The sequence below is a fragment of the Brevibacillus sp. RS1.1 genome (genome assembly GCF_013284365.1).
Classification (GTDB): domain Bacteria; phylum Bacillota; class Bacilli; order Brevibacillales; family Brevibacillaceae; genus Brevibacillus; species Brevibacillus brevis_D.
This window is the reverse complement of record NZ_JABSVA010000002.1, coordinates 790,740-814,133: the sequence shown is the minus strand read 5'-3', so window position 1 is coordinate 814,133 and position 23,394 is coordinate 790,740. Positions and strand designations below refer to the sequence as shown.

Genomic DNA, 23,394 nt, shown 5'->3' with positions numbered 1-23,394 from the left:
TAAAAATAACTCAAGAGTTACATAACTGATGAGTTACTTTTGGGGTGAGGAAATGACCAATGACAAACTGTCAAAAGGAGAGTTGAGTCGCAGTCGGTTGCTTGCGGCAGCAGCTTCTGAGTTCGCGGCAAAAGGCTTTCATCGTACACGGGTGAGTGACATCGTGAAAGCAGCAGGTTTGACACAGGCTTCGTTTTACCAGTATTTCGACAGCAAGGAAGGTCTGTTTCAGCAGTTGACGGACACATTCTTAACCAGGCTATGGGAATTGGCGGACGGCGGTCAAAAGGTAACGGCCTTGACGAAGGCAGATGTCTTCCAGCAGGTACGGGAAAACTTGCTCGCCTTGTTCCAATTTTTTCAAGAGCAGCCTGACTTGACCCGGATTGTGCTGTATCAGGCAGAAGAGGGTGAAGAGCTGCATCGAAAGCTGGCTTCCATTGTTGCTGTCAACTTGCGACAAAATCAGACTGCTGGGCATGTTCGTGTCGAGTTGTCTGTGGAGGTAGCGGCAGAGGCAATGATCGCAGTCGTAGATCGTATGACGACGCGGTATTTGCTGACGGGTGAGAAAACAGCGGAGCAGCTTGCAGATGACGCGGTATCTTTTTTGGCATATGGAATTTTGCAGACAAACGAATAGGAAGAGGGTGCTTGCATGCTGGAGCTGTCTCATCTGATTTGGCTGTTTTTAGTCGTTTTCATGTTTCATGATTTCGAGGAGATCGTGATGGTAGAAGGCTGGGTGCGAGCCAAGAGAGACATCATTAGACGGGCTGTGCCAGAACGGCTTATGAAAATGCTGGAGCCGTCGCTTTCGATGAGCACGGCGCAATTTGCCGTCGCAGTCTCTTGTATTTTCGCGGTTTTATCGGCAGCGGTTATCCTGACTGTCAAGACACTTTCGTCTGGAACGTACCTTCCGTTTTTCCTGGTTTGTCTGCATGTGATGTTTCTCCATGTGTTCATACATGTTGGTCATACCGTTGTCCTTCGCACGTACACACCTGGTGTGGTAACGGCTGTGGTATTCGTTTTGCCGTATAGTTTATATATGTATGATCGATTGCTTGAGGCTGGCCTTGTGACGTGGCCGTTGCTATGGAGTACATTGCCTTACAGCTTGTTGATCATACCTGTTTTGTACGTGGCACACTGGATTGGGGAGGCAGCAGGTAAAATGATCCCCCGATGAGAAAAAGAAAGGGAGTATGTTATCCTAGTAGGAAGATTGGTGTGAAAGAGGGAGTTTTGTTGAAGCTGCGACTAGGCGTAATAGGCGCGGATGATTCACTTGCCATCATCGAATCAGTCATGCGAGAGTTTCCTGAAATTGAATACTTGCCGATTGTCTATTGGAAAGAGGAGGAAATCCTCGATCTGATCATGCCACATGTGGATGAGGTGGATATGTGGCTTTTCTCCGGACAGGTCCCTTATGCCATGGTGAGCGAGTCAGGCAAGGTCCAAGTGCCGATGGCGTATGTGCCTCATCTCGGTGCGAGCTTGTACAGAACCTTGCTTCATCTGTCCCATCAATTGGGAGTCCGGGTGGACGAAGTGAGCTTTGATACATTTTCACCAGAAGAACTGGAGCATTTTATGGACGAAGCGGGGATCGCTGGCGGCTACAAATGGCTCAAGCATTACGAGGGAGCGATTTCAGCCGATGAACTGGCGGATTACCACGAACAGCTCTGGAAAGCAGGCAAGACAAAGGTGGCTGTCAGCTGCTTGCGGACAGCAGAGTTAGAGCTGACACGCAGAGGTGTCCCTGTACATCGGGTCGTGCCGACGCGTGCAGGCGTGATTTCAGTCATTCACATGCTCTTGCGAACACACGAAATGCTTCACTTCAAAGATACCCAGATTGCCGTACAGATGATGGAGATTGATCCCTTTCGCGAGCTTGCCGGTGGCAATTTTTCTACAGATGAATGGCAAAATGCCGAGATCAAGACGATGGAAAAGCTGTTGCGTTACGCAAAGCATTTGCAAGGCTCATTGAAGACAGCGGGTCCCGGACGCTACGTTATTTTTACAACGCGGGGGAATTTGCAAGAAGTTACTCGTGATTATTCGACAATTCCCGACTTGGATGAGATGTTCGACATTCGTGCTGATCTGGTAACATGTGGGATCGGGATTGGCAAGACCGCTTATGAAGCGGAAATCCACGGTGGCGCGGCCCTCTTACACGCCAAAGAGCGAGGGAGCGGCAATTGGATGGTCTTTTTCGATGACAAAAGCGTCGTGGGGCCGCTCGGGCGAGACGAACAGCTCACGTATCGGTACGACTCAGAGAAGCTGCAAGCGCTCAGCCAGCTTACCTCACTCAGCGTCATGACACTGGCGAAGCTTGAATCCATCCTGAAAAAGCGCGGGTCTCAGGAGATTCATGCCCACGAATTGGCATCGCATCTACAAATATTGCCACGAAGCGCCAGACGCATACTGATTGAGCTGGAGTCAAAGGGCCTTGCGCAGGTCATCCGGGAAGAAAATCCGCACCCGCGGGGCAGACCGCGCAAGGTGTATCGGATCAGCTTACAATCGTAATTGTAATAAATTTACCAAAAAATCATTTCTTTCAGGAAATGATTTTTTTGTCGTTAAAAAATTGTTCTCAAATTCACATTTATGACAAATAATAAGAGATGTAAACAACTATGAACTTACATAAAAAACAATATTTTCCAAGGAGGAGTTAACGAGTATGAAGAAATCGGTTTTTGCAGTAACACTCAGCTTCGCATTAGGTACCACTACATTCCTTCCGTTGGCAACGCAGGCCGCATCCGAAAGCATCGTGTATAGCGCTGAGTGGGATACCCCCGAATTTATCGGAGAAGAGTTCGAAGCAGAAGAGCTGGATGGCGAAGAAAAAGTTTGGGGATTCCTGGAGCAATATCAAGACTCCTTCCGTATTGATGGAGATGTGAAAGATCACTTTAAAGTGCTAGATGAAGTGACAGACAAAGAGACAGACATGACTCACTACCGTGTACAAGAAATGTACGAGGGCATCCCGGTATATGGTTACCAGCAGACGATTCACGTAAACGAGGATGGAAATGTAACGGCATTCCTCGGAAACTACGCGCCTGACCTGTCAAACAATGATAAGCTGACGGAAAAACCAAAACTCAAGGCAGATAAAGCGGTCAAAGAGGCCATCAAGGATTTGGAGGATGAGATTAACGAAAAAATCGAGAAGTTCGAAGTAAAGCCAAAAGGGGACCTCTACGTGTACATCCACGAAGATGAATCGTATTTGGCTTACGAAGTGGAGCTGAATTTCCTCGATCCGCTGCCAGGGCGTTGGAAGTATTTCATCGATGCAAATTCTGGTGAAGTCATTAACAAATACAATATGCTTCATGAGATTACAGGAACGGGTACAGGAGTACTGGGTGACACCAAATCGTTCGAAGTAACGAAAGTAAGCAATAACAACTACACGGCGAAAGACACGACTCGCGGCAAGGGAATTGAGACGTACACTGCACGCAATAGAACCACCCTGCCAGGTACTCTTGGTTCTGACACGGATAACAATTGGACAGATGGAGCGCTTGTCGACGCACATGCGTATGCACAGAAAACCTACGATTACTACAAAAACGCACATAACCGCAACAGCTTTGACAACAATGGGGCGAAATTGATCTCCACAGTCCACTACAGCAACAGATATAACAACGCATTCTGGAACGGTACGCAAATGGTATACGGGGATGGAGATGGAAGCGTATTCCGCCCATTGTCCGCCGGATTGGATGTCGTTGCTCATGAATTAACTCATGCTGTCACAGAACGAACAGCCAATCTGATCTATCAAAACGAGTCCGGTGCACTGAACGAATCCATTTCTGATATCTTCGGGGCTATGATTGACGACGACGATTGGCTCATGGGTGAAGATGTATACACGCCAGGAACGCCTGGAGATGCACTGCGCTCTCTCGAAGATCCAACTGTTGCTGGTGATCCTGATCACTACAGCGATCGATACACAGGTCCAAATGACAACGGAGGCGTACACACGAACAGCGGTATCAACAACAAAGCAGCATATCTCCTCGCAGAGGGTGGCACACACACCGGTGTAACTGTCACAGGCATTGGTCGCAATGACACAGCAAAAATCTACTACTACGCCCTAACAAACTACCTCAATCCAAACTCTAATTTCTCCGCTATGCGACAAGCAGCCATTCAATCCGCAACAGCTCTTTTCGGTGCTAATTCCCAACAAGTAAAATCAGTAAAAGCCGCGTATGATGCAGTAGGCGTGCAATAATTACTGAGATATTTCGTGACGCGAAACAATTTTCATACTAGTAAAAATTGTCTTGCTCCTTGTGGGGTAAGGCAATTTTTTGTATGTTGGTGGTAATTTACAGCGTGTGAATAAGGAGTTAGAAAGGAGTAGCTCATGGATCATTTCAAAACCATATTGCGACACCATTATGATAGAGACGCTGCTGATGTTATCCCTCAACAAGGAGGATGGTCTGCACTTGCTTATAAAGTCATCAGCGACCAGCATTCCTATTTCTTGAAGGTCTATGAAAAAAGCAGAGCATCAACGCCCAAGTGGACAGCGCTGATCGATAAGTACGTTCCCATCATCCAGTGGCTATCCTGCCAGACCGGACTACAAGGCAAACTTCCAGTGCCGCTGCTGACAAGAAACGCAGCGTATAAACATGAAGACGACATGGGCATCTATCAGCTGTTTGAATATATTGAGGGGAAAACCATTGGGAGCCAAGCATTAAGCACGATGCAAGTCCGCCAGCTAGCAGAAATCATCGCGCAATTGCATTTGTACGGGGAAGAAATCCCGATCAGTACGGCTGCGATCAAGGAAGACTTCCGCATCCCATTTGCCGAGCAGTTTAGAGAAATGCTGAACGAAGATATCCATCGTCTGCCTGATGATGTGAGTGAAATCGTCAAACCTTTTGCCAGCATACTGGCTACTCGCATGAATGATTTGGAGATGATTGCCGAGGAATTGCGAGGCAGTGAGGTGGAAATGAAGCTTTGTCATACGGACATTCACAACTGGAATTTGATGCAATCTGGTCAACAGCTCATTCTCATAGACTGGGAAGGATTGAAGCTGGCTCCGGTTGAAGCAGATCTGATGTTTTTGGTAGATCAGCCGTTTTTAGAAGAGTTTATGGCTACCTATCTGAAGACACATACAAATTATGTCGTCAATCGACAAGCCCTGAAATTCTATCAAATCCGACGTAGGTTGGAAGATATATGTGAACTGTTAGAGCAGCTTTTGTTTGATGAGCAGGAGGAAGAGGATCGAGTAGGGACGATCAGGCATTTGAAAGGGGAATTGAGTAAGGTTGAGGGAGATTAACATGATTGACGTTACTAGGAGCCGCAAGAAAGGTAGAATGGGATCCATTAGAGAACGTTCTGCCAACGCTAGACGACGCTATCCTTGATTATGCATTAAGCATTCTTGGTTGATCAAAAAACCGAAAATTTATAAAAGTAATCGAGCCGTACTTACATTCCCCTACGGAAAATATTAGGCAAGCTGCCGCAGAAGCTTTGGAGGAAATCAATTATAACGGAGAAAAATGTTGAGGTTTGTGGCGCTACTTGACGAGTTATGCCTCCTTTTCAAAATAGACAGACTATTATACAATTAAGGACATAACCGTTAATCAACCGTTATTGGCTCTACATAGAAGGGGAGAGACGCGTCATGATCAATTCGGATCGATTGTGGGATCGATTGGGACAGCTTGGCAACATTGGGAAACAAGAGGCGGGCGGCATTACGCGGTTGTCTTTTACGCCTGAGGAACGGGCGGCAAAAGATCTCGTCACAGGCTTTATGAAGGAAGCGGGTCTCACCGTTCGCGAAGATGAGGTAGGGAACTTGATTGGCCGAAAAGAAGGGAAAAATCCAGCCGCTCCTGTCGTTTTGGTTGGTTCGCATATCGACTCCGTACCAAATGGCGGCGATTATGACGGTCCCCTTGGCGTACTGGCTGGGGTAGAAGTTTTACAGACGATGCAGGAACAGGGAATCGAAACAGAGCATCCGATCGAAGTCATCGCGTTCACGGATGAAGAAGGAACACGTTTTGGTTACGGGATGATCGGCAGTCGTGGTATCGCTGGTCTGATCAAGCGTGACGAGCTGGAACAAGCAGACAAGAATGGGGTCACGATTGCCGAAGCAATGCGGAAAACGGGGCTTGATCCGGATCGCACCAGTCTCGCCGCGAGAACGCCGGGAAGTGTGAAAGCGTATGTAGAGCTACATATCGAGCAAGGCAAGGTACTGGAGAGCCGTGGGCTATCTGTGGGGATCGTGACAGGAGTGGCGGGCCCGCTCTGGTTGAATTTCGTGATAGAGGGAGAAGCCGGTCATGCCGGGGCAACGCCGATGAATTTGCGCCGTGATCCGATGGCAGCAGCCGCTCAAGTGATGCTTGTCATCGAGGAAGAAGCCGGACGGACAGGAACCAGTGTAGGGACGGTTGGAAGGCTGCAAGCTTTCCCGGGCGGGGTGAATGTTATTCCGGGACGAGTCGAGTTTTCGCTTGATTTGCGCGATGTGGACGAAGCGATCCGCGATGAAGTGGAACAGCGCATTTACGAACGGGCAGAAGCGATCTGTGCAAAGCGCAATGTGACGTTGAAGGTAGAGCTGCTGCAACGCATAGCTCCTGCTGTATGCTCGGACGATATCCAGCATGCTGTAGCCGAAGCGTGTGAGGCAGAAGGCTTGGAAGCATTTAGACTGCCGAGTGGCGCAGGGCATGATTGCATGCAACTCGTTGGGCTGTGCCCGGTTGGCATGATTTTCGCCAGGTCCAAGGATGGCATTAGCCACAACCCGGCAGAGTTCACGACAAAAGAGGATTGTGCGAACGGAGCACAGGTACTGTACCGCACCGTTTTATCCTTAGCAAAATAGGCATAAGAGATAGTAAGTGGGGGAGCCACGTAAATCAGGAGGAGAGCGGCATGACAGCAACGGCAGTGGTAACGCTTAATAAGGCGGTCGAAGAAATCAAGGATCAGGTAATCGCATGGAGACGGTATTTGCACGAAAACCCTGAATTATCCTTCCATGAGGAAAAAACAGCACAGTTTGTATACGAGACACTTCTTTCTTTTGGCAATCTGGAAATATCCAGACCGACGAAAAACAGTGTGATGGCCAGATTGATCGGTTCCCAGCCTGGGAAAGTGCTCGCCATGCGGGCTGACATGGACGCATTGCCGATTACGGAAGAGAATACGTTTGAATTCGTATCGAAAAATCCTGGCGTCATGCACGCATGCGGACACGACGGTCACACGTCCATGCTGCTCGGAACGGCAAAGCTACTGTCTGGGATGAAGGATCAGATCAAGGGAGAGGTTCGTTTCTTCTTTCAGCACGCGGAGGAAGTATACCCGGGCGGAGCGGAAGAAATGGTACAGGCAGGCGTCATGGACGGCGTAGACATGGTAATTGGTACGCATCTGTGGTCGACGATGGAGTTTGGGACAGTAGGTATCTGCCCAGGTCCGATGATGGCCGCTCCTGATACGTTCTGGATTACTGTTCTTGGAAAAGGCGGACATGCGGCGCTCCCACATGAAACGATCGACAGCATCGCAATTGCGGCACAAGTGGTGACCAATCTCCAGCACATCGTATCCCGCAATGCCGATCCGCTCGATAATCTGGTTCTCTCTGTCACGCAATTTGTGGGGGGAACGACACATAACGTCATTCCGGGTACGGTAGAGATTTGCGGGACAGTCCGCAGCTTTGACAAAAATTTACGCGAGTCTGTTCCAGGACTCATGGAACGCGTGATCAAAGGCATTACAGAAGCACATGGCGCGGAATATAAGTTCAAATACGAATTTGGCTATCGCCCGGTTATCAACGATGCCGAAGTGACGAAATGGATGGAAGAGGTCGTGGAGGAATCACTGGGAGCAGAATGGGTAGAGCATATGCGCCCAACCATGGGTGGCGAGGATTTCTCGGCCTTCCAGCAAAAAGCGCCAGGCTGCTTCTTCTACGTCGCTGCCGGAAACAAAGAAAAAGGCATCACATATCCGCACCATCATCCACGTTTTACAATCGACGAGGATGCACTCGAAGTCGGCGTCAAAATGTTCGTCAACGCGGCAAGAAAAATCGTGATGGAATAGGCAAAATGAAAAATGGCGTAAACTAATCCAAAAGTAAGGCAGCTTGTCAATGCGGCAAGCTGCTTTTTTACGTTTATCTCTAATCTGGGACTCAAGTTGTGGTACGTAAAGTGTATTTAGTTGTGTTTAAGGTTGAGGATTTGTGTATTTAACCTGGAATTCATTGTTTTTTCTTTTGATTTTAATAAACCCTCAACAATGCAGCTATAAAATGAATGCAAACAGATCTGGATTCTTTCTAAGTGATAGGGATCGGGACAGAAAAGGGAGGCTAGATCATTACGTAAACAAGTGATGAAGCAAAATCAAGACGATGAAAAGAAAATGAATTGAGATCCGAGGAGGAGAGACACCATGAAAAAAATCCTGAACCCAAAAGGAATTGCTGCGCTTTTAACAGCTACAACTCTCGTTACCGGTGGAGTCATCGTACAAGCTCCCTTTCTGAATTCGTCAGTTTATGCCGCAGCAAAGGAGGCGAAAGAACTCTCATCTGAAAAGCAACTCTATCGTTTCCTGTTTGAAAATAGCATAGAGGATAGCTCAGAATCTCACCATCCTGTGCAAGTGTCCGGAACACCAACGTTCGTGGAAGGACGTGCAGGATTGGGGAAATCCATTCATTTCCAGTCTGCCTCAAAAGATAATGCAACCTGGATAGATTTAGGTGAAAATGACGAGATTAAGTTTGGGGAAACACAAGATTTCACCATTGCCTTCTGGGTGAAATCTCCTGGCGTTGATGCTGATCCTGGCATTATCTCCAATAAAAACTGGTCAAGCGGTGGTAACGTGGGGTGGTTCATCGGACTGCAAGGTTCTACGTTAAAGTGGAATTGGCGCACATCCGATAGCTCCCGTCTCGATGCAACGATTCCAAACATTGCGGATAATGCATGGCACTATGTCGTCGTTTCTCATGATCGGGATGAACTGGCAACGATCTACGTCGACGGTAAAGTAGCAAAAACAATCGATATCAGCCAATCCAAGGGAACAATCGACACTAGCTTCACTACCAAGATTGGAGTAGATGGCGCTGGAAACCATTTTGGAAATCGCTATGACGTGCAGTTGGACCAGTTGCAGATTCTGAGTCGCACCGTTACAGATAAAGAAGTAGCTGATAGTTACGCAAGTGCTCCGAAGATTCCAGTGAAGAGCCTTTCATTGGATCAGAAGGAGCTCAAATTGAAGGCTGGAGCAACGATGCCTATTATAGTCGAGATTTCTCCAAAAGAAGCGTCCGATCAGGATGTCAGATGGAGTTCCAACAACAAAGAGGTCGCGAAGGTCGAAATGATCAATGGACGCCCAACTGTTGTAGCAGGCAAGCCGGGCAAAGCAAAAATTACGGTGAAAACAGTCGATGGAGGCAAAACAGCGAAAGCTGAAGTAACCGTTACGAATTCGATTGACGTATCGGGAGACGGTCTCCTAACCGAGGAAGATTTGAACGTCATCATGGACAACCAGAAAAGCCGCTTCGGTGATCGGCGTTGGGAAAAAGCGCAACATGCGGATATTAACAATGACAAGAAAGTGGACAAAGCAGATGTGGAGATGATGAAAGAAAAGCTGGCTCCTTATGAGAACGATTTCCTTTACAGACGTGTCGTGGTTATCGGCATCGATGGTGCAGGGAATGCAGTCAAAGATCCGGAAGCAAAGGCGACGAATATCTTGAAACTGATCGAAGAAGGTGCTGGAACATTTGAAGCGAAAGCAGAGCTGCCCACGATCAGTGCGCAAAACTGGGGATCTATCCTGCACGGCGTCACTCCTGACAAGCACCAATTGACTAACGATAGCGTAGCGGCTACTCCTTATCCGGAGAAAAGCGAGTATCCTTCCTATTTGAAACTGTTGAAACAAGAGCGTCCTAAACTCCAGCAAGCTTCCTTCGCTACATGGGGCCCGATCAATATCGGTATCATTGAAGATTCAGCAGGTTCTTACAAGCAAAATAGCAAGTCGGATGAAGAGACTGCGAAAAAAGTAGTCGATTATATCAAAAAAGAGGGTGAAAATACTCGTAACATTTTCGTTCATTTAGATGAAGTGGACGGGGCTGGCCACAATCAAGGCTATTTCACACCGGCATTTTATAAAAAGCTCCAGAAAGCAGATGAGTATGTAGGGAATATCCTCGAGGCACTAGAAGAGGAAGGACTGATGGAGGATAGCCTGATTATCGTTACGACTGACCACGGTGGGAAAGGAACAGGGCATGGGGGTTCTTCACCGGGAGAACAGACGATTTTTTGGGCGGCAAAAGGTGGCTCCATCACGCCTGGTACAGAGCTCTCAGAGGTAGGAAACATTGACACTGCCGCCGTAGTAGCCCATGCGCTTCGGTTGGAATTGCCAGCAAATTGGGATGCTAAAATTCCAGAAGGGTTGTTTCAAGACAACGAGTAAAAAGACCAGTTATTCCTTATTCCACCATGGTGTAATAGGGGATAACTTTTTTCTTTCTAGCTAGTGACAACGCAACTAGTACAGACGAATCAGCTTTTGCCAAAAGGAAGTTTTTCTACTCGCGTCCTTGATCTTTGCCAACTCGATTTTGGCATCCATAATGTCATTCATTGCTTTTGTCAAGCGGCGATCTCGTTCCTTCAGATTGTTGGTAATATAGGCTTCCTGCTTTTCTACACGCGCTAACAGCGCTAAGTAGGAGGCGTCTTGTTGCTGGACATGGGAAGCCAAGGCATGCAGCTTTTCATCCAGCTCTTCGAGGACAACAGTATGGTTCAAAGCCGGATGTGCGGAAACAGGGGCAGGGGGGAATGCAACCGCAACGGCCGTCTCCTTTCGGGCGGGTTCAGGTGAGCTCTGCGTAGCAACCATTCGGGCAGCTTCATCTTGCGGAATGAGCTGATCCTTTGTTAAGCTATAAAACCGCTGAAGACACGTAATATCTGCCTGCCGATACTCCCGACGATTCTGGCTATCCCGCAAAAACCAGTAGCCGTGCTGTTCTAAGAGCATGCTCCACTTGCGCAAGGTGCTGGCCCCAATACCTAACAGTCCCGCCACATCTCTGCCACTGTATGTTCTCTCCCGTGCCAATAACTCGATAACCTCTCCCATGGAAATCCCTCCTCTGGCGTAAGTCCGCTCATCTCTTGCTATACCGTTTCTGTACGTGAAAAAGGTTTTCCTTTTGGAATCGTGCGACAAAATCTCACAGTGTTCGTAAGCAACGTGCTGGTTTGGCGTCAATTTGTCACCAGTCGACAAAGTTGTTGAGAAAAATGAGGACAAATGACGGACGGGTACAAGTACATTTTCTCTTTGACTCCGCTTTTGCTCAGTAGGGCTATGCCAAATGTTCATACGATGCATGAGAAGGAGGGATTAACCATGGCATTCAAAGACCAGGTAAAAAAATTCGAAGGGAAAAATGTTAGGGTTGCCACTGTAGAAGGTATTTTTTTCGGTCGTCTGGTACAAGTAAAATCGACCACCATTATTTTGGAAGAGCGCAATGGTAATCGCCGCACCATTATTCGTGACTCGAAAATTATTGCCGTTACAGAGCATGACGGCGACGATTGCTAAGTTCTGATTGTAGAAAAATAGGATTTGTTTCTCAGGCTGTCGAGTGATCGACGGCCTTTCCTATTCTTTACACCCTGCGGCATGGTAACATAAAAGGGACTGAAAAAACGCTGCGAATAGAGGGGGTACCACTATGTTGGATATTCGATTTCACGGACATTCGGCCGTGCAGGTAACAAGTGAAGGGCATTCAATCATGATTGATCCGTTTATTTCGGGAAGCCCAGTGGCAGCAACCAAGCTGGAAGACATCTCAGTTCAGTACATCCTTCTGACACACGGACACCTAGATCATATTTTGGATGCAGTAGAATTGGCCAAGAAAAACGATGCGACAATCGTTGCAACCCATGAGCTTGCTACCTATTTGAGCTGGCAGGGAGTCAAGACCATCTCGATGAATCTGGGAGGCTCTGTAAAACTTCCATTTGGAAAAGTAAAAATGACACAAGCGTTCCACAGCTCTGGTGTCGTGCTGGATGATGAGAAACAAATCGTGTACATGGGAATGCCAGGAGGCTTTGTGATCGAGCTGGGTGGAAAAACGATTTATCACGCAGGGGATACAGGACTGTTCGGTGACATGAAGCTAATCGGAGAGCGTCATGACATCGATTTGGCGTTCCTGCCAATTGGAGACGTGTTCACAATGGGACCTGAGGATGCACTCGTGGCTGCCGAGTGGGTACAAGCCGATTTTGTTGTGCCTATTCATTATAATACGTTCCCGCCGATCAAACAGGATGGGGAAGCATTCGTAGCCGAGCTGGCTGAGAAAGACATCAGAGGCAAGGCATTGAAGCCAGGGGAGACATTGCGTTTGCCATAACTCGCTCTAGATACATAGAACCGCTAATCTACGGAAGATGAGATTAGCGGTTTTTTTATGGAGTTCTTTTGGATGTGGCTGCGGTGGGGAGAAGAATATTTCCAGTCTAGGCTCAGTGCTCCGTCCCGCTGAGGGTTGGGACTGTCCGCTCCGAAGGGATTTGCGGGGAAACGCAAAAGTGGTAGCCGCTTCGTCGTACGGGCAGGGTTGCGTTTCTTTTGCCCGCAAATCCCTTCTCCGCTCGGTAGGACTTCACAAGTCGCTACGTCTGGAAATATTCTTCTCTGTCATAACTGATTACGTTCTTCATTCTTTTAAGGCATTAAAAAATCGGATCACACGGAAAGCTCGTAGAGGAAACAGGAGAAAAAAGCGAAGATCTTAGGGACACCGCCCGAGGCGCAATGAAAAAAAGAGAAACAAGCCCTTAGCGTCCACCTCTGAGACGCTACCAGAATGGACGACTTTGGACGCGGGTTTCGCTTTTTTTCATGAAGCCGGGCAGTCAATCCCCCAGCGGGTGGCCCTAGAATCTGAGCGTTTTCTCCTGTTTCCTCCCAGCACTACAGCAACAACATAAGGTCTCTAGTTATGTGGCTGGCGGTGGGGAGAAGAATATTTCCAGTCTAGGCTCAGTGCTCCGTCCCGCTGAGGGTTGGGACTGTCCGCTCCGAAGGGATTTGCGGGGAAACGCAAAAGTGGTAGCCGCTTCGTCGTACGGGCAGGGTTGCGTTTCTTTTGCCCGCAAATCCCTCTACGCTGGGTAGGACTCCACAAGTCGCTACGTCTGGAAATATTCTTCTCTAGCGTAACTGATAAGGTTCTTCCATCTTTTAAAGCTTTTAAGACCCGTTTAAGCACGGAAAGCTCGTAGAGGAAACAGGAGAAAACAGCGAAGATCTTAGGGACACCGCCCGAGGCGCAATGAAAAAAAGAGAAACAAGCTCTTAGCGTCCACCTCTGAGACGCTCCCAGAATGGACAACTTTGGACGCGTGTTTCGCTTTTTTTCATGAAGCCGGGCAGTCAATCCCCCAGCGGGTGGCCCTAGAATCTGAGCGTTTTCTCCTGTTTCCTCCCCAGCACTACAGCAACGTTCCAAAAAGTTTTTTATAAATCTCTGAAACTAGCATGAAAAGAGCAGGACCACTCATAGATATAGAAGAGAAAGAAGAAGAAAGGGTGACTACCTGGATGAGATTGGTGCACAATAGTCTTCTATTTCTTGCGGGAGTGGTCCTCTATTCACTGGGTGGTATCGCTTTTCCAGACGGTGGAGCCTGGTATGATTCCCTTGCCAAGCCCGATGGAACACCGCCAATCTACTTGTTTCGCATCATCTGGCTCATATTATACGCACTCATAGCATGGTCGTTCGTGATTTTGATTCGAACAAAACAGATAGACCGCGAGCTTGTGCTCCTCTATGGGATCAATTGGTTTTTTCATCAACTGTTTTTCGTGTTGTTTATCGGCTATCAATTGCACGTGTTGGCTGCGCTGGATACCATTCTAGTGATGTATTCCACATGGGTACTCATTCGCGCCATTCGTCCCCACCACAAAATCGCATCCTCGCTACTCATTCCCTATTTCATGTGGAGCGTGTTTTTTATGTGTCTAGCAATTGGCTTCTGCCTGCTCAACCTGTGAGTACAAAAGTAATTACAGGCCCTCGACGAGTCGGCTGGCTCGCGCTGTCGCTTCTCGCTTTATTTCCTCCCAATGGAGGGTTTGGAATTGGCGCTGATGCATCAAAATTTCTCCGTTCACAATGGTTGTATCCACATCGGCGCCCGTCGCGCTGTATGCAAGCAGGGCATGGATGTCATGGACAGGCAACAGGTGTGGTTTATCCAGATCGATCAGGATGAGATCAGCTCGCTTCCCGGCTTCCAGGGTTCCGACCTCGTGATCGATCGCAAGCAGCTTCGCACTTTCGATGGTAGCCATGCGCAAGGCCGCTTCGGCAGGCAGTACCGTCGGATCGCCGTGCTTGAGCTTTTGCATCCAAGTCGCGGCTTTGATCTCAGCAAACATATCGAGGGTCGTAGCACTGCCGGCACCGTCTGTTCCCATCCCGACAGTAACCCCGGCCTCGATCAGCTCTCTGACAGGGGCAATGCCGCAGCCGAGCTTCAAATTGCTGACAGGATTATGTGCGACACCGCCTCTCATCCCGCGAAGAAGCGCGACATCGGATTCATTCAGATGAACAGCATGCGCGAGCAAGACGTGCGTATCGTGAAACATGCCCAGTTCATGCAAATACTCCGTGGGTGTTTGATCGTACTTGGCCCGGATTTTCTCTCCTTCCTCAATCGTTTCTGCCAGATGGATGTGGAGAGGGATTTGGCGCTTGCGGGCAAGCTCGATGACTCCTTGCAAAGACTCCGGCGGGCACGTATAGGGAGCGTGCGGGCCGAGCATCGTCGTGATTCTGCCATCGCCAGCCCCCGTCCAGCTGTCGATAAGGTCTAAGGCTTCGGCCATTCGTCGACCCCCGTCATCCTCAAGAAAGACCATTCCGCGTGTTAAAGAAGCGCGTATCCCGGAATCAAGTATGGCTTGGGCAACTGCATCCATATGCACATACATATCGGCAAAAGCGGTCGTGCCAGAAGCGATCATTTCTGCAATCCCGAGTGTCGTTCCCCAATAGACATCTTCTCTTGTCATTCGGGCTTCAGCCGGGAGCATCTTTTTGTCCAACCAATCCATCAGCTTGAGGTCATCGGAAAAAGCACGCAGCAAGGACATACTGGCATGGTTGTGAGCGTTGATGAGACCGGGCATCGCTACCCTATTTTTAGCCAGTATGACACGGTCTGCCTCCTCTTCAAGGGATGGTCCAATTTTGGCGATTCGACCATCCGCGATCCAAATATCCCCGAGAAATGGCTTCTCTCCCTCAACCATCGTCAATATCATGCAGTCTTTAATCAGTAACGTTTTCATGGGAAAATCCTCCTTTTTCTTCCTGGTAGCGATGCAAGCGTAAAGCTTAACGCCGCGAGAAAGTCAAGGAGGGAATTTATGAAAAAGAGAGAACAAATTCAGAAGCGTTGTGCTGAGCTTCGTGATTTTGAAATATTGTTTATTAGATAACAATTGACGAGAGAAATAATGCTACATAAAATGTAGATAAGATTTGGGGGAAGAAAGTGATGTCACATATGTTAAATGGAGGGCTTGTCGGCCTGCAAGCAATCTTGGATCAATTAAAGCCTTCGGAGCGAAAAGTCGCCGATTATATCCTGGCTCACCCGGAAGATGTCGTGAAGCTCTCTGTCCAAAAATTGGCGGAATATAGTGGGGTATCCGAGGCGACGATCATCCGTTTGGCTCGTTCTCTTAATATGAAGGGGTATCAGGAGCTAAAGCTGCGCGTCGCAGGAGATTTGACGAAACAGACGGCGATGGGCAGCTATCAGGAGATCATGATGGAGGGTTCAGTTGAATCGATTATGCAAGCGGTTAGCTGGAACAATATTCAATCCATTCAGGATACGCTCTCAGTCTTGTCCAACGAAGAAGTAAAGAAAGCAGTCGACGTGCTGTCGGTAGCCAGGAAGATCGATGTTTACGGTGTCGGTGCATCGGCGGTCATTGCTGACGATATCCGGCAAAAATTTTCGCGGATTAACTTGTGGTGTGAGGCTTATTCGGATTTTCACGCACAATTGACATCGGCAGTCACTTTAACGGAAAAAGACGTGGTCATCGGCATATCTTATTCAGGACAGACCGAAGACATTATTCAATCGTTGACGGAGGCCAAGCAGCAGGGCGCGACTATCATTACCCTGACCAAATTCGGTCCCTCGCCAGTAGCCGAACTAGCCAACATTCGGTTATTCACCAGCTCGGTAGAAAAAAGCATTCGTAGCGGAGCCATGGCTTCGCGCATTGCTCAATTGAACGTCATCGATATTTTGTTTATTACCATGATCAGCAGGATGCAAGAGCGAGTCATTCCCCTGTTGGAAAAATCAAGGCTTGCTGTTAGTCGAACGAAACGCTCCTCGACGTAGGAGAAGGGAGGGAAGACATGGACGATCTGGAGCTGCTTTTGCAAGGATGGGTGGACAGCGGTTTGCTCCCAGGAGCTGCCTTGCGAATCGTGCGTGATCGTCGTATCTGGTATGCGTGTGATGTCGGAACGACGAGTATTGCCAAAGACAAGCCAGTGACGCCGAATACCATGTTTGACCTGGCGTCGCTCACCAAAGTGACGGCGACGCTACCTGCTATCCTCTTGCTCGTGCAGGAGGGAGTGGTAGCGCTGGATGATCAGATTGGTCAATTTTTTCCCGATTGTCCCGCTGACAAAAAGCGGATCACAATCGAACAGCTGCTTGTGCATACCTCAGGAATGCCGGCAGATTTGGCAGAGAGAAGGCGCGATAGCGAGATCCATTTGCCAGAGCTATTGTATGCGCAACAATTGATTCACGAGCCTGGGGCCCAGGTCGTTTACAGTGATTTAGGCATGATCTGGTTGGGCCTCGTTATCGAGCAAGTAACAGGAGAGCGCTTGGATCAGTTTGTTACTCGGCGCATCTTCACCCCTTTGGACATGACACATACTGTTTTCTGTCCGAACGAACAGATTTATCGGAATATTGCGTCTACTGAATATTGTAGTCTCACCAACGCCTACATCACAGGAGAGGTTCATGATGAGAAAGCATTTGCGATGGGAGGGGTTGCGGGACATGCTGGACTTTTCTCAACAGCTGACGATCTGTGCCGATATGCGATGAGCTGGTTGTACCAAGAGCCTCGAATACTTGCTAGTGAATGGTACGAACTGGCGATTCGCAATCATACAGAGCAAGCAGGGGGGAGTAGAGGGTATGGCTGGGAGATCAATCAAGCATCCACCACTTTGAGCTGTGGAAGCGGCTTTCATCGTAGGAGCTTTGGGCATACAGGCTTTACTGGAACCAGTATGTGGATTGACCCAGAGCAGCAGTTTGCTGTCATCTTTCTCACTAACGCCGTTCATCTAGGCCGTAATCATCAGCTTCGGCAATTACGACCGATTTTGCACGATGCTGTTACGGCCCAGCTTTTGCAGACCTAAGGGAAGAAAAAGGGGAGGGTTTCGCATGAAGCAATTTCGTTTTCGCTATGTAGCTTCTCTCGTGTTGACGGCGGTTATGGTGGTGACAGGATGTAGCAGTGGAGGAACCGAAACAGAGTCAGTCGGCGGACAAGGTGGAGGACAGCAGGTAACACTCTCCATGCATAGTTGGCGCGTAGAAGACACGGAGGGCTACAAAGCCATCATCAAAGCTTTTGAGGCAGACCATCCGAATATCAAGATCGACTTCAAGCCATTCAAAGCAACGGAGTACAATACCATCCTCAACACGGCGCTCCAAAGCGACAGTGGCCCAGATATTTTGCAGCTACGTCCCTACGCTCCGGGGATTGCCTTGGCTGAAGCTGGACATTTGGAGCCTCTCGACAATGTGCCAGGCATATCTACCATCCCAAAAGACGTCCTCGCAGCCGCCACAGGTAAAGATGGTAAAGTCTACGGTGTTCCACTATCCCTGAACTCCACGCAATTTTACTACAACAAGAAAATCTTCGAGCAAAATGGCCTCCAGGCACCGAAAAGCTGGGATGAGCTGATTGTGACAGCCAAAACATTGAAAGAGAAAGGAATCGTCCCGATCTCTTTCGGAGCAAAGGAAGGCTGGCTCCTCTCTCTTAGTCATGGTGTGATTGCTCCAGCTAGCTATAGCGGTACGGACTATCTCGACAAGCTGCTAAAAGGAGAAAGTGACTTAAAAAGCGCCGAGTTCCTCCAATCCGTGCAGCGTATGCAAGAACTTATCCCTTATTTCCCGGAAAATTATGTGGGTCTCGAATTGAATGATATGCGGACGTTGTTCGCCACGGAAAAAGCAGCAATGTTCATCAATGGCAGCTTTGAACTGGAAGGCATCAAAAAGCTGAACCCTGATTTGCCGCTTGATTTCTTCCCGATGCCAACCGATGACGGAAAACAAGTCCTGACAACCTGGGTCGATGGCTCCTATGCTGTAAACGCCAAGTCCAAACACAAAGCAGAGGCATTGAAGTTCATGGAATTCATGGCGACGAAAAAGTTTGGGGAGCTATTCGCCAATCAGTTCAAACGAATCAGCGCGGTGCCAGGTGTATCGACTGACGATCCGTTGGTAAACAAGATGGCAGAGCTGTCCCAATCAAGCGCCACACCCTATTTGATGGTCGTCAGCTTCGCGGAAGGAAAACCGACCACGAAGCAAACATTGGAAAACGCTCTCCAAGGCATGTATTTAGGCAAGCTCACCCCTGAGCAGGTCGTAGAAGAAGTTCAAAAGTCGGCGGCTACCTGGTTCCCTCCCTTTAAAAAGTAGAAAATAGCAGACGGAAAGGGGGAGTGGACCTGAGTTGGGTTCACTCCCGGCTTCTGAACAGGCCGCGATGATTTTCGTAAAAAGGGGTGGGTATCATCGAGACGGTAAACCAAAAAAGCATTCGAACAAAGGGGCAGGTGCGCTGGTTGATTCACTTGTTTCCGCTGCCCGCGCTTGTTATTTATACGTTGTTTGTCGTGTACCCGATCTTCTCGGCATTCTTATACAGCCTGTACGACTGGAATGGCATCAAGCGCGGGGTTTTTGTCGGACTGCAAAATTTCATTACGCTGTTTACGGTAGAGCCTTTCAACGAAATGTTCTGGAATGCTTTTCGGCATAACGTCTTCTACTTTGTGGTCGAAATGATTGTGCAAAATGGGATTGCCTTCGGTCTGGCTTTTCTCATCTATCGCAAAATACGAGGTTCCGGCTTTCTCAAGATTGCTTATTTCATGCCAAGGCTGTTGTCTGTTATTGTAATTGGTTTTTTATGGAAGTTGATTTTAAATCCGAATTACGGTGCACTCAATAGCATTTTGGCAAAAATCGGTCTAGAAGAATGGGCCAGACCATGGCTGGGTGACCCGGATACAGCGCTACTCGCGATTATTTTGATTAACTCTTGGTTTGGCATAGGCTTTGCCATGCTAATCTTTTTGGCGGGACTTCAGTCGATCCCGGAGGATTTGATCGAGGCGGCGAGATTGGATGGGGCAACAGGCTTGCGGATGCTGTGGAAAATGATTTTGCCGCTGTGCATGCCAGCCATTACGATTATGACGATATTTACGTTCATTCAGGCGTTTGAAGCGTTCGAGCTCGTCTACGCTATGCAAGGCTCGATGGGTGAGCCGTTTTATTCGACGGATACGCTGGCTGTTTACTTTTATCGCATGGCGTTTAGCAGCGGAGCTGGGGATGTGACACTTGGACTCGGTTCGGCATTGGCTGTCGTGTTGTTTTTTATCGTCGGATCTGTGTCGGCGTTGTCGCTCTATTTGATGAGGAAACGAGAGGTCCAACACTAATTGCGTGTTCCTGAGTGGAAAGGAGGATGCGATGTGAAGATGACTGTGGGTGGGAGAGCTATATCTTATGTGCTGGCGTATTTATTTGCGTTACTCGCGCTATATCCGATCGTACTGATGATTTCTTCTTCCTTGAAAACGAATAGGGAGATATTTGCGAGTCCGCTCTCCCTTCCGAAGACGTTTAGTCTGGATACGTACAAAAAGCTGTGGGAAGCCGTGCCGTTTGCCGACTTTTTATGGAACAGTGTATTCGTCAGTGCTCTGTCTGTCTTGCTCATTACGGTTTTTTCAGCGATGGCGGCCTTTTACTTGTCGCGCTTTTCTTTTACATGGACAGCGGGGCTCTACTTCTTTTTCATTATTGGTCTAATGATTCCGATCAAGCTGGGGATCGTTCCCTTGTTTTTGCTCATGAAGAATCTCGGCCTCTTGAATTCTCTGTGGTCGCTGATTCTGATTTATACGGCGAGTGGGATTCCGATCTCTGTTTTTATTTTGACGGGCTTCTTTCGGACGTTGCCGATTGAGCTGGAGGAAGCGGCGCGGATCGATGGATGCAGCCATTTTCAGGTGTTTTGGCGCATACTCTTGCCGCTGATTCGTCCTGCCTTGGCTACGGTGGTCATTATTAATTTCATCCATGCGTGGAACGACTTTTTCTTCCCGTTGATTTTCATTCAGGAGGAATCGCTCAAGACGATCCCGGTAGGCATGATGGTGCTGTTTGGAGAATATGAAACGGATTGGAGCCTGTTGTTTGCAGGGCTCACGTTGTCTGCTTTACCGATGATCATCGTGTTTTTGCTGGCATCGAGGCAGTTTATGGAGGGGTTGACGGCAGGTGCAGTCAAGTAATGGGGAAAAGTGGTTTATCGGGATCGATGGGGGCGGAAGCAAAACCAGAGCAGCCATCTGCAATGAGGCAGGACAGGTGGGGGCAATCGTGGTGGGGGAATCATCAAACCCGCTCTCCAGAAGCTGGGGGGATGTGGAAGCTACACTACGCCAACTCATGGATGCTGTGAGAATAAAGGCAGGTGCCAAGGAAGAGGACATAGCCGGTCTGTTTATTGGGCTTGGCGGTGCAGATCGTCCGCAGATCAAGGAAAGAATTCAGTATGCCTTTGCCGATGAGTGGGGAGAACGGCTATTGATTGATAACGATGTCATCGCAGCCCTTTACGCGGGGACGTGGGGGCAGCCAGGCATCGTACTCCTTGCTGGTACGGGCTCGATTGCCTGTGCCTTTTCAAACGAGGGGACGCGGCACCGTGTAGGCGGATGGGGGTATCTGGTAGGAGATGAGGGCAGCGGGTTTGATTTGGGCAAAAAAGCGGCAAGCGCCGTATTGCGCGAATACGATGGGCGCGGTGAATCGACAGTGCTGACACAACTGTTTATGGACCACTATGGCGTTGAGCGTCCTGATGAACTGATCAGCCTGATCTACGGGGGAAGCAATCCGCGAATGGAGCTGGCAAAAACGAGTCAGCTCGTAGAACAAGCCGCGACACTAGGCGATCCGGTGGCGAATACATTGATCATGCAAGCAGTAGAGGATTTGCTAGAATTGGCTGATGCTTGCTTAAAAAAGGTTCAGGAGCCTGTTCCAGTCGTTTTAGCCGGAGGATTGTTAACTTCTAGTACAATCCTGCGCGAACAACTAATTGGGAGAGCTTCGTTTCAAACGATCATTCCCACGGTACCCCCTGTCGTCGGAGCGCTGGTAGCGGCTTTCACAAAGCTCGGCTTCGTTGTTGACGAAAAAATGGCAGAGCAACTACGAGTCAGTGCAGAGGTACTGGAAGAGAAATCACACAATTAAATTTTCCGAGGGATGGAAACCACAGAACGAATAGGGTAAAATTGGGTGAGAATAGGATTTGAGAACGTTGTAGGCTATTTCCGTAATTTGGAGTAGCCGTTTTCTCGTCCCAGGAGGGAGGGGCACGATGAAAAATTTATTGGACAGTGGATGGAGAAGTGGTCATCTCTATCGTTCCTTCTTTGATCAAATGATTCAGGCCACTTTTCTGCTCGACCAATTTGGTAGAGTTTTTAAAGGCAATCCTGCCTGCCAAGTGTTGACTGGCTACTCCGTAGAAGAATGGGAAGGAGCCTCATTTTGGAAGCTGGCTATTTCGGAAGAACAGGAGATGGTACGCCTTCAAACACAATTTGCGATGAATGGTGATCCGAGACCTTTTTTCACCGCTTTTCGTCATAAGGATGGCACAAGTATCCCCGTGCATATTACATATGGAGCTTTTTGGGAGGAAGGCACATCAATTGGGTATTATGCGATGGTGCAGAGGCTCCCGGCCCCGTTTGGTGACAGCTATGGTTCCAAACAGTGCAGAGTATTGGATATTTCCGGTGAAGGTGCGTTCATTTTCCGTGCTGGGGAGCTTCAATACGTCAACCAAGCAGGGATGCAACTGGTTGGAGCTTCCGGCTTGGACGAGCTGTTATGGTATCCATTTCAGTCGTTTTTCCATCCCCGTGATGTACCAAAGATCAAGGGCCTCATCCGCACTTTGGAAGAAGGGGAAACAGCCTCGCCAATTGAGGTCGAGCTAATCCGTTTGGATGGCAGTCGGACGGAGGTAGAAGTGTGTGGAACATCCATGACGATGCTGGACAAGCTCTCCATGTACATTCTGATCCGGGATATCACGGAACGCAAACGAGCGCAAGAATTTTTGCAAAACTCGGAAAAACTCGCGCTGGTCGGACAATTGGCGGCAGGGATCGCGCATGAGATACGCAATCCGCTTACCTCGCTAAAAGGCTTTGTGCAATTAATGCAAAAGGATGGCATGAGAAAGCCGGAGTATTTTTCGATCATGAGCTCGGAATTGGCAAGAATTGAGATGATTGTCTCAGAGCTGTTGGTCTTGGCGAAGCCACATACGGCTGTGTTTGAAGCCCGCGATCTGTCCAACCTGATCACGCATGTGGTTACGCTCTTGGAGACGGAGGCGATTTTGAAAAAGGTCATGATTCAGGTCGTTTTCGAATCGGAAGTCCCTTTGATCCATTGCGATGAGAATCAGTTGAAGCAAGCTTTCATTAACTTTTTGAAAAATGGGATCGAAGCGACCGCAGGGAATGGAGAAATTGTGATTCGACTGCGATGTGAAGATGATCGAGTTGTCATTCGGTTTGAAGACAACGGAGTGGGGATCCCGGCCCATCAGATGGCGAGATTGGGAGAGGCTTTTTTCACGACGAAGGAAACGGGGACGGGCCTGGGATTGATGGTGAGCCGCAAAATCATCGAGAACCATCGGGGGACACTGCGGTTAATAAGCACCCCAGGTAACGGAACGGCAGTCGAGGTATGCTTGCCGATCAGCAGCTAG

General features: G+C 48.6%; 20 protein-coding genes. 18 read left to right on the top strand and 2 right to left on the bottom strand.

The window, feature by feature from the left end:
* Positions 1 to 28 precede the first annotated feature (28 nt).
* The 8 genes from HP570_RS09325 (at position 29) to HP570_RS09290 (ending at position 10,623) form a co-directional block, all read left to right on the top strand.
* Positions 29 to 643 carry a TetR/AcrR family transcriptional regulator gene (locus tag HP570_RS09325; protein WP_173625540.1) on the top strand — a complete coding sequence of 205 codons (615 nt, stop codon included), beginning with the start codon at positions 29 to 31 and terminating at the stop codon, positions 641 to 643.
* Positions 644 to 658: 15 nt separating this feature from the next.
* On the top strand, positions 659 to 1,195 hold the full coding sequence (locus HP570_RS09320) for an HXXEE domain-containing protein (protein WP_173625539.1): 537 nt from the start codon (positions 659 to 661) through the stop codon (positions 1,193 to 1,195).
* A gap of 41 nt (positions 1,196 to 1,236) precedes the next feature.
* Complete coding sequence (locus tag HP570_RS09315; RefSeq protein WP_309139188.1) at positions 1,237 to 2,559, top strand: helix-turn-helix domain-containing protein; 1,323 nt, start codon at positions 1,237 to 1,239, stop codon at positions 2,557 to 2,559.
* Between the two features lie 157 nt (positions 2,560 to 2,716).
* The gene (locus HP570_RS09310) at positions 2,717 to 4,303 is read left to right on the top strand and encodes a M4 family metallopeptidase (protein WP_012685056.1); all 1,587 of its coding nucleotides are present in this window, start codon (positions 2,717 to 2,719) and stop codon (positions 4,301 to 4,303) included.
* Between the two features lie 135 nt (positions 4,304 to 4,438).
* Positions 4,439 to 5,386, top strand: coding sequence for an aminoglycoside phosphotransferase family protein (locus HP570_RS09305; protein ID WP_173625538.1), 948 nt, complete (start codon positions 4,439 to 4,441; stop codon positions 5,384 to 5,386).
* A gap of 354 nt (positions 5,387 to 5,740) precedes the next feature.
* Entirely contained in the window at positions 5,741 to 6,964 is a 1,224-nt protein-coding gene (locus HP570_RS09300) for a Zn-dependent hydrolase (RefSeq protein ID WP_173625537.1), read from the top strand.
* 50 nt (positions 6,965 to 7,014) lie between these two features.
* On the top strand, positions 7,015 to 8,202 hold the full coding sequence (locus HP570_RS09295) for a M20 family metallopeptidase (protein ID WP_012685059.1): 1,188 nt from the start codon (positions 7,015 to 7,017) through the stop codon (positions 8,200 to 8,202).
* A gap of 354 nt (positions 8,203 to 8,556) precedes the next feature.
* Positions 8,557 to 10,623 carry an alkaline phosphatase family protein gene (locus HP570_RS09290; protein ID WP_173625536.1) on the top strand — a complete coding sequence of 689 codons (2,067 nt, stop codon included), beginning with the start codon at positions 8,557 to 8,559 and terminating at the stop codon, positions 10,621 to 10,623.
* 75 nt (positions 10,624 to 10,698) lie between these two features.
* On the opposite strand, the gene HP570_RS09285 is transcribed toward HP570_RS09290, so the two are convergent.
* Positions 10,699 to 11,298, bottom strand: coding sequence for a MerR family transcriptional regulator (locus HP570_RS09285; RefSeq protein WP_173625535.1), 600 nt, complete (start codon positions 11,296 to 11,298; stop codon positions 10,699 to 10,701).
* Positions 11,299 to 11,571: 273 nt separating this feature from the next.
* Here HP570_RS09285 and HP570_RS09280 point away from each other — a divergent pair, with 273 nt between their 5' ends.
* From HP570_RS09280 to HP570_RS09270, 3 genes are all read left to right on the top strand, one after another.
* The gene (locus tag HP570_RS09280) at positions 11,572 to 11,769 is read left to right on the top strand and encodes a hypothetical protein (RefSeq protein WP_041749292.1); all 198 of its coding nucleotides are present in this window, start codon (positions 11,572 to 11,574) and stop codon (positions 11,767 to 11,769) included.
* Between the two features lie 133 nt (positions 11,770 to 11,902).
* Positions 11,903 to 12,598, top strand: a complete 696-nt coding sequence (locus HP570_RS09275) for a metal-dependent hydrolase (protein WP_173625534.1) — start codon at positions 11,903 to 11,905, stop codon at positions 12,596 to 12,598.
* Positions 12,599 to 13,791: 1,193 nt separating this feature from the next.
* The gene (locus tag HP570_RS09270) at positions 13,792 to 14,250 is read left to right on the top strand and encodes a TspO/MBR family protein (protein WP_173625533.1); all 459 of its coding nucleotides are present in this window, start codon (positions 13,792 to 13,794) and stop codon (positions 14,248 to 14,250) included.
* 12 nt (positions 14,251 to 14,262) lie between these two features.
* On the opposite strand, the gene HP570_RS09265 is transcribed toward HP570_RS09270, so the two are convergent.
* Entirely contained in the window at positions 14,263 to 15,555 is a 1,293-nt protein-coding gene (locus HP570_RS09265) for an amidohydrolase (RefSeq protein ID WP_173625532.1), read from the bottom strand.
* Between the two features lie 218 nt (positions 15,556 to 15,773).
* Between HP570_RS09265 and HP570_RS09260 the strand changes: the two genes are divergently transcribed.
* The 7 genes from HP570_RS09260 (at position 15,774) to HP570_RS09230 (ending at position 23,394) form a co-directional block, all read left to right on the top strand.
* On the top strand, positions 15,774 to 16,631 hold the full coding sequence (locus HP570_RS09260) for a MurR/RpiR family transcriptional regulator (protein WP_472301154.1): 858 nt from the start codon (positions 15,774 to 15,776) through the stop codon (positions 16,629 to 16,631).
* Positions 16,632 to 16,648: 17 nt separating this feature from the next.
* Complete coding sequence (locus tag HP570_RS09255) at positions 16,649 to 17,686, top strand: serine hydrolase domain-containing protein (protein WP_173625531.1); 1,038 nt, start codon at positions 16,649 to 16,651, stop codon at positions 17,684 to 17,686.
* Between the two features lie 25 nt (positions 17,687 to 17,711).
* Positions 17,712 to 18,995: an ABC transporter substrate-binding protein gene (locus HP570_RS09250; RefSeq protein ID WP_173625530.1), complete on the top strand. Its 1,284-nt coding sequence runs from the start codon at positions 17,712 to 17,714 to the stop codon at positions 18,993 to 18,995.
* Positions 18,996 to 19,132: 137 nt separating this feature from the next.
* Positions 19,133 to 20,026, top strand: a complete 894-nt coding sequence (locus tag HP570_RS09245) for a carbohydrate ABC transporter permease (protein WP_087345079.1) — start codon at positions 19,133 to 19,135, stop codon at positions 20,024 to 20,026.
* Between the two features lie 33 nt (positions 20,027 to 20,059).
* On the top strand, positions 20,060 to 20,884 hold the full coding sequence (locus HP570_RS09240) for a carbohydrate ABC transporter permease (RefSeq protein ID WP_173625529.1): 825 nt from the start codon (positions 20,060 to 20,062) through the stop codon (positions 20,882 to 20,884).
* Entirely contained in the window at positions 20,871 to 21,854 is a 984-nt protein-coding gene (locus tag HP570_RS09235) for an N-acetylglucosamine kinase (RefSeq protein WP_173625528.1), read from the top strand. The genes HP570_RS09240 and HP570_RS09235 overlap by 14 nt, the downstream gene beginning before the upstream one ends.
* 127 nt (positions 21,855 to 21,981) lie before the next feature.
* Positions 21,982 to 23,394, top strand: coding sequence for an ATP-binding protein (locus tag HP570_RS09230; protein WP_064202492.1), 1,413 nt, complete (start codon positions 21,982 to 21,984; stop codon positions 23,392 to 23,394).